Origin of the sequence: Pseudoalteromonas amylolytica (assembly GCF_001854605.1) — a bacterium.
Lineage (GTDB): Bacteria > Pseudomonadota > Gammaproteobacteria > Enterobacterales > Alteromonadaceae > Pseudoalteromonas > Pseudoalteromonas amylolytica.
Map to the genome: position 1 here is coordinate 385,288 of NZ_MKJU01000027.1, position 8,112 is coordinate 393,399.

Below are 8,112 nucleotides of genomic sequence, written 5' to 3' on the forward strand. Positions count from 1 at the left end.
TACACAACGCGAGCAGCGCTAAATTATTTAAACTAACCCCTGCACACCTTGATTCAATCGCTTTGAACTGTGAGCATATTGACCTTGAGCATGTGTTCGTTATTGGCGGCTCGCAACTTTTAGCAGCACAGTTAGCTAAGTGGGTTAAAGTCTTCCCAAAAGCGACCTTCATTAATGAATATGGTCCGACTGAAACTGTTGTTGGGTGCACTAACTGGAACAGTAAACAACAACAAGTGCCACAAGGTTACGCGGTTCCAATTGGTACAGCATTACCAAATTACCAACTCTATGTTGTTGACCAGCAAAATCGCTTGGTACCAGATGGTGCGGTTGGTGAGTTGCTTATCGGTGGTGACAGTGTTTCTCCAGAATATTTTGGTCAAGGGTCGCTGTCGGCTGAAAAGTTTATAAACGTTAATGGGTTAGGCAAACACCTGTATAAGACTGGCGATTTAGTTCGTTGGAATGAGTCTAAGCAGTTGATTTTTATTGGGCGAGCGGATGAGCAGATAGATCTCAATGGATATCGTATAGAGCCTGGTGAAGTTGAGCAACTGTTACTACAGGCAAAAATAGCCTCACAAGTTGCGGTATTTAAGGCTGACTTAAAAGAAGCGGGTAAGCTTTTGGTTGCCGCGCTAGTTTCAGAACACTCAGAAGAAGAGATAAGCGCATATATGCAAGCGCATTTGCCTGAATATATGATACCTAAAAGGCTTCTTCTTCTTGATGACCTTCCGCTGACCGTAAATGGGAAGGTCAACCAAGCGGAAATTGTTGCGCAGTTATTTATACAAAGCCAAACTAAGACGACAGACGTAACGGATAGAGAAAGAGCACTCTTAGAGGTTTGGTGCCAAGTGATTGGCAATGAATCTATAAGTGTCGAAGACAAGTTTTTTGCTGTAAGCGGCGACTCAATCAAAGCATTGTTAATTGTTGCGCAAGCTAAAAAAGCAGGGTTTGATATATCGTTGTCAGATCTATATCAAAAAGGCAGTGTTAGGGCGATAGTTGATTCGCTTGATGAACCGCTTTTAGATTGTGCTGGCAATGTGCAACGCACAGGTACGACTCCCCTGAGCCCCATTCAAAGTTGGTTTTTAAACAGCGATATTCCAAAAAAAGCGCGCTTTTTCCAATCATTTTGTATCAAAGTGAGCGACTCTGTCAGCCTGTCAATGGCCGAGGCTGCGGTTAAGTACTGGCTAACCCAGTATGATAGCTTTAGATACCAATATCTATGGTCTGAAGAACAAGTACGGGCGAATATCTTACCTGTTGATGAGGCTTTAACCGAAAAGGCATTGTCAGTTCATACTTTGTCAGCGAATGACAATGTTGAATCCGAATTACAACGCTTAGCAGAGTTAACCGAACAATCAATCAATTTGAATACAGGTGAATTGTTTAAATCAGTTTGGTTATCTCATCCAGAAAAAGGAAATTATTTCTTTATATGTGTTCATCACTTAGCCATAGATGCTATTTCATGGACCATAATGTTAGCTGATTTGGAATTGTTCGCAAAGTCAGGTAATCCATACGAAAACAGTCGCAATTTAGAGAAAAACTATAGTGATTATGCGTTGTTTTGGCATGACTGGGCGAAAAGCGAGCAATCAAGTGCACATCAAGCTCGTTGGCAATCGTTGTTAACTAAACCGACTAGAACGCTAGTTGAAAGTAACGAAAACTCACTGTCGCGTGAACAGCATATTGAGCTATTTGAAATTCAGCTGAGTCAGGGAGAAACAGATGTTCTCAAGACGGGGTTAACTAAGCTACTAAATAAACGTGCAGATGTGGTTTTACTGGGCGCTTTACAGCATGCGATATGCGCCTGGAAAGGGCGAGGCGCTACATTAGTTGAACTCGAAGGGCATGGCCGATTGAATGCCGCGAATGGGCAAGATTTTAGCCACACAGTCGGTTGGTTTACCAGTATTTATCCCGTTGTGTTGCCAGCATTTGAGTCTGAAGACTGCCTCGCTCAAATTCGCGGTATTGACCTTGCTATTAATCATGTATCGCAGATAGCGGACAGCTACTTGTGCCTTAAAGCTCATGCAGACAATGACTCCCTCTTGGCAAATGCTAAGTCTGACGTTTTATTCAACTATATTGGAGAGGTCGGGCTGCAGGTAGAACAGAGTGAACACTTTGACTTTGTCGATATAGCACGTGAAGAGAATGGCAATTTTGCGACACACCCAATCAGTGTGAATATTGCTATCAGAGCAGACAAGCTCGTCTGCCAAGTGAGAGTGCAAACCAATCTCATTGATGCTGATGAGGCGTTAAAGTTTGTTGACACACTATCCGATTCCCTTGCGTTATATTGCCGCTGGGGCAAGGAAGTGATACGAACACCCTCAAATCGTGTTTGCTACCAAATGGCAAGGGCTTCTGAGAATGAGCTAAGTAATTGGCACACAGAGGGAGTTAAAGAGATTTACCCAGCGACGGGAATGCAACAAGGCTTGCTATTCCATGGTTTGTTGGAGTCTGGCAAATATGTAACTCAAACTAAGTTTACTTTCTCAAAGTTGGATTTTAAGAAGTTTGCGTCAGCGTGGCAGGGCGTAGTGCAAAGATATGACATTTTACGCACGGGCTTTGACGGTTTTGATGAAGGTAACATTCATCAAATTGTGTATGACAATGTTGAACTTCCTTTTGAAGTGGTTGATCTATCACAGCATAGTGAGGCACAACAAGATGCTGCTATAGAGGCATTTTCAAAACAAGATAAGCACACAAGTTTTAATTTAGTTAAGCCGCCATTGATGCGTATCACATGTTTTGACCTGGGCGCGAAACAGGTTGTTTTTTGGTCTTATCACCACGTTTTATTAGATGGTTGGTGTCGTTCGCTGTTGTTTACAGACTTAATCAAAATTTACAATAGTGAACCACTTCTCAATGAGGTAGTTCAATATCAAGATTATGTTGTTTGGCTTGAACAACAGGATATGCAGCGCCTAGAAACTTATTGGCAAAATGAATTGGCGCTTATGGCAGGGCAAACACCTTTGCCGCAAGTTTTCAAAACAGATAACGCAAACGCACAAGGGTTTAGTGATTATTCGTTTTCACTGACAGATTTAGAAATTGAAAAACTGACGACGTTTGCCAAACAAAGTGAAGTGTCATTAAACACGGTACTGCGAGGGGCCTGGTCGATATTACTCGCGCGTTATGCTGATGTAGACATTGTACGCTTTGGTGCGATTAGTTCAGGCAGACCTGTTGAAATGCCTAACTCTGATGCCATCGTAGGTTTGTTTATCAATTGCTTACCTGTAACTGTCGATCTCAAGCAACAGATTCAGATCAAAGCGTGGCTACAATCAATTAACAATAATGTGGCGCTTCAAGAAAACAACAACTTCTTACCGCTAAGTGACATTAAAAAGCTGTATGATAATAAAGAACTGTTTGAAAGTATTTTAGTTTACGAGAACTTTCCTGTTGATGAATCCCTTTTTGCAAGTGACTTCGGTGAGCACTTAAGTATTGATGATGTTCACAGTATTGAAGGAACAAACTACCCAATAACAGTGATCGCAAATCACGCCGATTCATTGTCATTGCGAGTGGAGACTTTGAATTCAGTTTATGCCCCCCAAGCTGCACAGCAATTTGCGACTCATTTGAAGCAAATCCTACTTCAATTGTGTGAGTCAAATAACATCTCTGACGTGAATATGCTCTGTGAAACGCAGCGCCAAGCGGTATTGGCTAATCAATCTATCACTGAGTTAGTTTGCGAACAGGATACTTTGATTCATGAATTAATCGAGACAAGCTTGGCGCGACGACCTGATGATATTGCGGTGTTTGATGATATCTGCGCTTTGTCAAACCGCGACTTAAATACGCGAGCGAATCAACTGGCAGCTTATTTAAGAGAAGAAGGTGTCAAACCAAATGACTTGGTAGCGGTGTGCCTTCCTGCAACAGCTCAGGCGATTGTTGCAATATTGGCGGTCCTGAAAGCTGGTGCAGCTTATGTTCCGATTGATCAAGACTACCCAGCGTCAAGGCACAAAGTAATGATGGAGGTAGCCAAGCCCAATTATCTACTGAATTTATCTGAATGCCTTATTAAGCCTGAAAGTGCCAAACAAATTATCCTTGATGATGTTGAGGTGCAAAGCAAAATTGAATGCCAACCCATTGATAACCTCCCTCGAGCCAAAGGGCAGGACGTCGATAACATCTTGTATTTAATTTTCACGTCGGGATCGACTGGTCGACCTAAAGGCGCGATTGTAAGTCACCGCAATGAAGTCAATTTATTAGATTGGTATGTTACCAAGTATGGTTTTAACCAAGCCAGTAGAGCACTGATTGTCAGCTCACTTGGCTTTGATTTGACGCAAAAGAACCTACTCGCACCTTTGGTTTCTGGTGGTGCAGTGTGTTTGATTGGCAACAAATATTTTGCTGCTGATGACGCGAGAGACAAGATCAAACAATGGCATATATCACATGTTAACTGTGCGCCTAGTACTATGTACCATATCACAGATAACGGTGATACATGGCCTGAAGTATCATGGATATTGCTTGGTGGCGAGCCTATTAATACAACTTGGTTAAACAAGTGGGTAAGTGAGGGGGAGAGTCGTCCTAACCTAGTGAATATGTACGGCCCAAGCGAATGTACGGATATATCCTGTGACTTTATATTGACCCCGCAATATTGGTTGGAAAACCAAGTCACCCCAATTGGTAGGGCGATGGACAATGTTAATTTATACATACTTGATAGTGAATTGAGGTTGGCGCCACAAGGGGCCATTGGTGAGCTATTTGTTGGTGGGGAAAGCGTTGGGCTTGGCTATTATGGGCAGCCAGAATTAACCGCAGAGCGTTTTATCACGGTTAGTTTGTACGAAGGTCATGAAGAAAGAGTATACCGTACTGGCGATTTGGTTCGTCAACTACCGGATAACAATATTGAGTTCATTGGGCGTAAAGATGATCAGGTCAAGATCCGAGGGTTCCGTATTGAACTTGGAGAGATTGAGTACCAGCTTTCTCAGTCAAGTGATGTGCAGTCTTGTGTGGTGGTCGCACGTGAAGATGAGCCGAATAAAAAGCAGTTGGTTGCCTATGTGGTATTGAGTAACAAGGAAGCAATTAGCGCGGAGGTGGTGTCGTCTTTGAAGTTACGACTTACCGAGCAGCTACCCGATTACATGGTGCCAAGTGCGATTTTGGTATTGGATGAAATGCCACTGACAGCCAATGGTAAGGTGAATAAAAAGCAATTACCTATGCCTGATTGGGCGAGTATCGCAGTCAGTAACTATGTTGCTCCAATGAATGATATTGAACAGCAATTGGTGGTGATTTGGGCTGAGCTATTAGGTTTGGCAGCGGAGCAGCTTAGCATTGATGCTAACTTCTTTGAGCTTGGTGGTGACTCTATCTTATCGATTCAGGTAGTTTCAAAAGCGGCAAAGGCAGGGCTGTTCTTTAGTGTTAAAGCCCTATTTGATATGCCGACTATCCGTCGTTTAGCCACCAGTGTGAACACGGGACCAAAGGTACTTGCACCACAAGAAGCCACGAGCGGAGCACAACCTTTGTTACCCATTCATCGTGAGTTCTTCACGGATGAAACGGATATTAATCACTTCAACCAAAGCTTGTTATTACAAGTACCAGACACGCTGACGTTGGAGTTACTACAGGCTATGTTCACTGAGCTTTATCAGCGTCACGATGCATTACGCTTAGTGTTTACAAAATCGCGTGATGAGCAGTGGCAGGGACAGTATGTAGCACACAGTGCACAATCAATCTCATCGCTGGTATCACAGATCACATGGCCACTTACGAGTGCTCAAGCGCAGATCAGCGAATTTGCTGATTACGCAACGCAAGTGCATAAGAGTTTAGATATCACAGCGGGTCGTTTGATGAAAGCGGTGCTAGTTAAGAATCTAGAGCCGACCAAGCAAGATCAGCATGTGTTTATTTGCGTTCACCACTTAGTGATAGACGGTGTATCGTGGCGGGTGCTGCTGGATGACTTAACCACGTTATTTGAGCAACACCAAGCGGGTAACGCCTTGAAACTGGGTGCGAAAAGCTCATCTTACCAACAGTGGGGAGAGTTTTTGGAAGACTACGCCCAACGCTCAAGTGTGGTTGATGAGTTGGGTTATTGGCAAGCGGTGGTGTCTAGTCCGGTTGCTCGTTGGAGCGCATCGGCTCCTGAACATGGATTGGCGACCACCTATGAAGAAGCCAACTTTAGTTTATCTACGGCTTTGACATCTCAGTTAATTAACGAGAGTAATCAGGCATATAGAACGCGTATCAACGAGTTGTTGTTGGCGGGTTTGTTTGTGGGTATGAAGCAGTGGCAAGGTGTATCGGGTATCCGATTGGATTTAGAAAGCCATGGTCGAGAAGCCCTGAGCGATGAAATTGACTTAAGTGAAACCTTAGGGTGGTTTACGAGTATTTATCCATGCTTGTTAAGCCATGACAGTGATGATGTTGCAGCGCTCATTTGTGCAGTAAAAGAGCAGTATAGAGGGATCCCAAATGGTGGCATAGGGTACGGTTTATTACGCCATGGGGTTGGCTCAGTAGAAGGACATGCGGTGCTATCAGAAGGTGATGCAGGCAGCGAACTGTTGTTTAATTACTTAGGCCAATTCGATGCGTCCACAGGGGAGCGGCAAAAATTCAGCCGAGCAGATATATCAACAGGACAAGGCGTGAGTGTTCGTCGTGCGCAGGCGTATGGTTTGTCATTGAATGGATTTGTAGAAAAGGGACAGCTTCATATCAGCTTAGGGTATGACAAAGCGGCTTATTCGCAAACGTTTATCGCACAGTGGATGGCGGCCTATGAAGCTGGTCTGGCAGCGGTAATAGCGCATTGTCAGCAAGTTAACCGAGGCGAGTTAGCGGGGCGGTTTACTGTCAGTGATTTTCCGCTGGCCACGGTTACAGAGCAGGCATTAATAGACTGGTCAAGCTTAACGAAGGGGCGGCTATTAGACTTATATCCGGCGACGGGTATGCAACAAGGTATGCTATTTCATAGCTTGTTGTCGTCAGACAGTTACGCGACCCAAGTGAAAGTAGAGTTTACGGATTTACATGTTGAGCACTTTAGACAAGCATGGGAAAAGGTAATCGCGAGACATGATATTTTCAGAACCAGCTTTGTGGGTGTAGAAGACGGTAATGCACACCAATTAGTACAATCGGATGTGATGCTGGATTGGCAGGAGATCTCATTATTAGAGCTGACGCCGGTAGCACAGCAAGCAGCGATAGAGCAGTATCGTACAGAAGACAAAGCGAAAGGGTTTATAGCGGCTCATGCCCCATTGATGCGATTGACGGTGTTCAACTTGTCAGAGGCAGCAGAGGGTACAAAACAAGTACTACTTTGGACACACCATCACGCCCTATTAGACGGTTGGTGTACGTCGCTGGTGTTTGGAGAGGTGACAGAGTATTACCGAGCACTTCAAACAGGCAGTGAAGCACAGCTTGGTGCGGTGGAGCCTTACAAAGGGTATGTCCAATGGTTAGCGGAGCAGCCAGCGACAGCGGCAAGGGAATATTGGCATCACCACCTTAGGGACGTAGAAGGGGTCACTCCCTTACCATTTGTAGGGTATGGGGTAGAGGTCAGTGAGCACGAAGAAGCACGAAACGGTATTCATCAGGCACGGTTTAGTTTAGAGGCGGAGAAAACAGCGGCGTTGGTGAAGCTTGCACGAGCGTGTCAAACAACAGTGAATGTGATAGTCCAAGCGGCTTGGAGCCTATTATTGAGCCGTTACAGTGGTGAATCACAGGTAATGTTTGGTGTCACAGTATCGGGGCGTCCGGCGCAGCTCAAAGGTGTTGATGAGATGGTGGGGCTATTTATCAACACGGTGCCGATGAAGGTTACGGTGGATGAATCACAAACGCTAGAAAAGTGGTTGCGTCAACTACACAAAGATTTAGTCGATGCGGACAGTTATAGTTACCTACCCCTATCAGATATTCAGCAGTTAGCGCCTACACAGCAGCAACTATTTGATAGTTTGTTTATTTTCGAGAACTATCCGGTTGACG

The 8,112-nt window shown here is 44.4% G+C and carries 1 protein-coding gene (only partly in view); it reads left to right on the forward strand.

Annotated features, from left to right (window positions below; all coding sequences use genetic code 11):
- Nucleotides 1–8,112, forward strand: part of the annotated coding region (locus BET10_RS13620) for a non-ribosomal peptide synthetase (protein WP_070986124.1) (this coding region is incomplete at its 3' end). 2,257 nt of the annotated region lie to the left of the window's left edge; 8,112 of its 10,369 annotated nt are in view.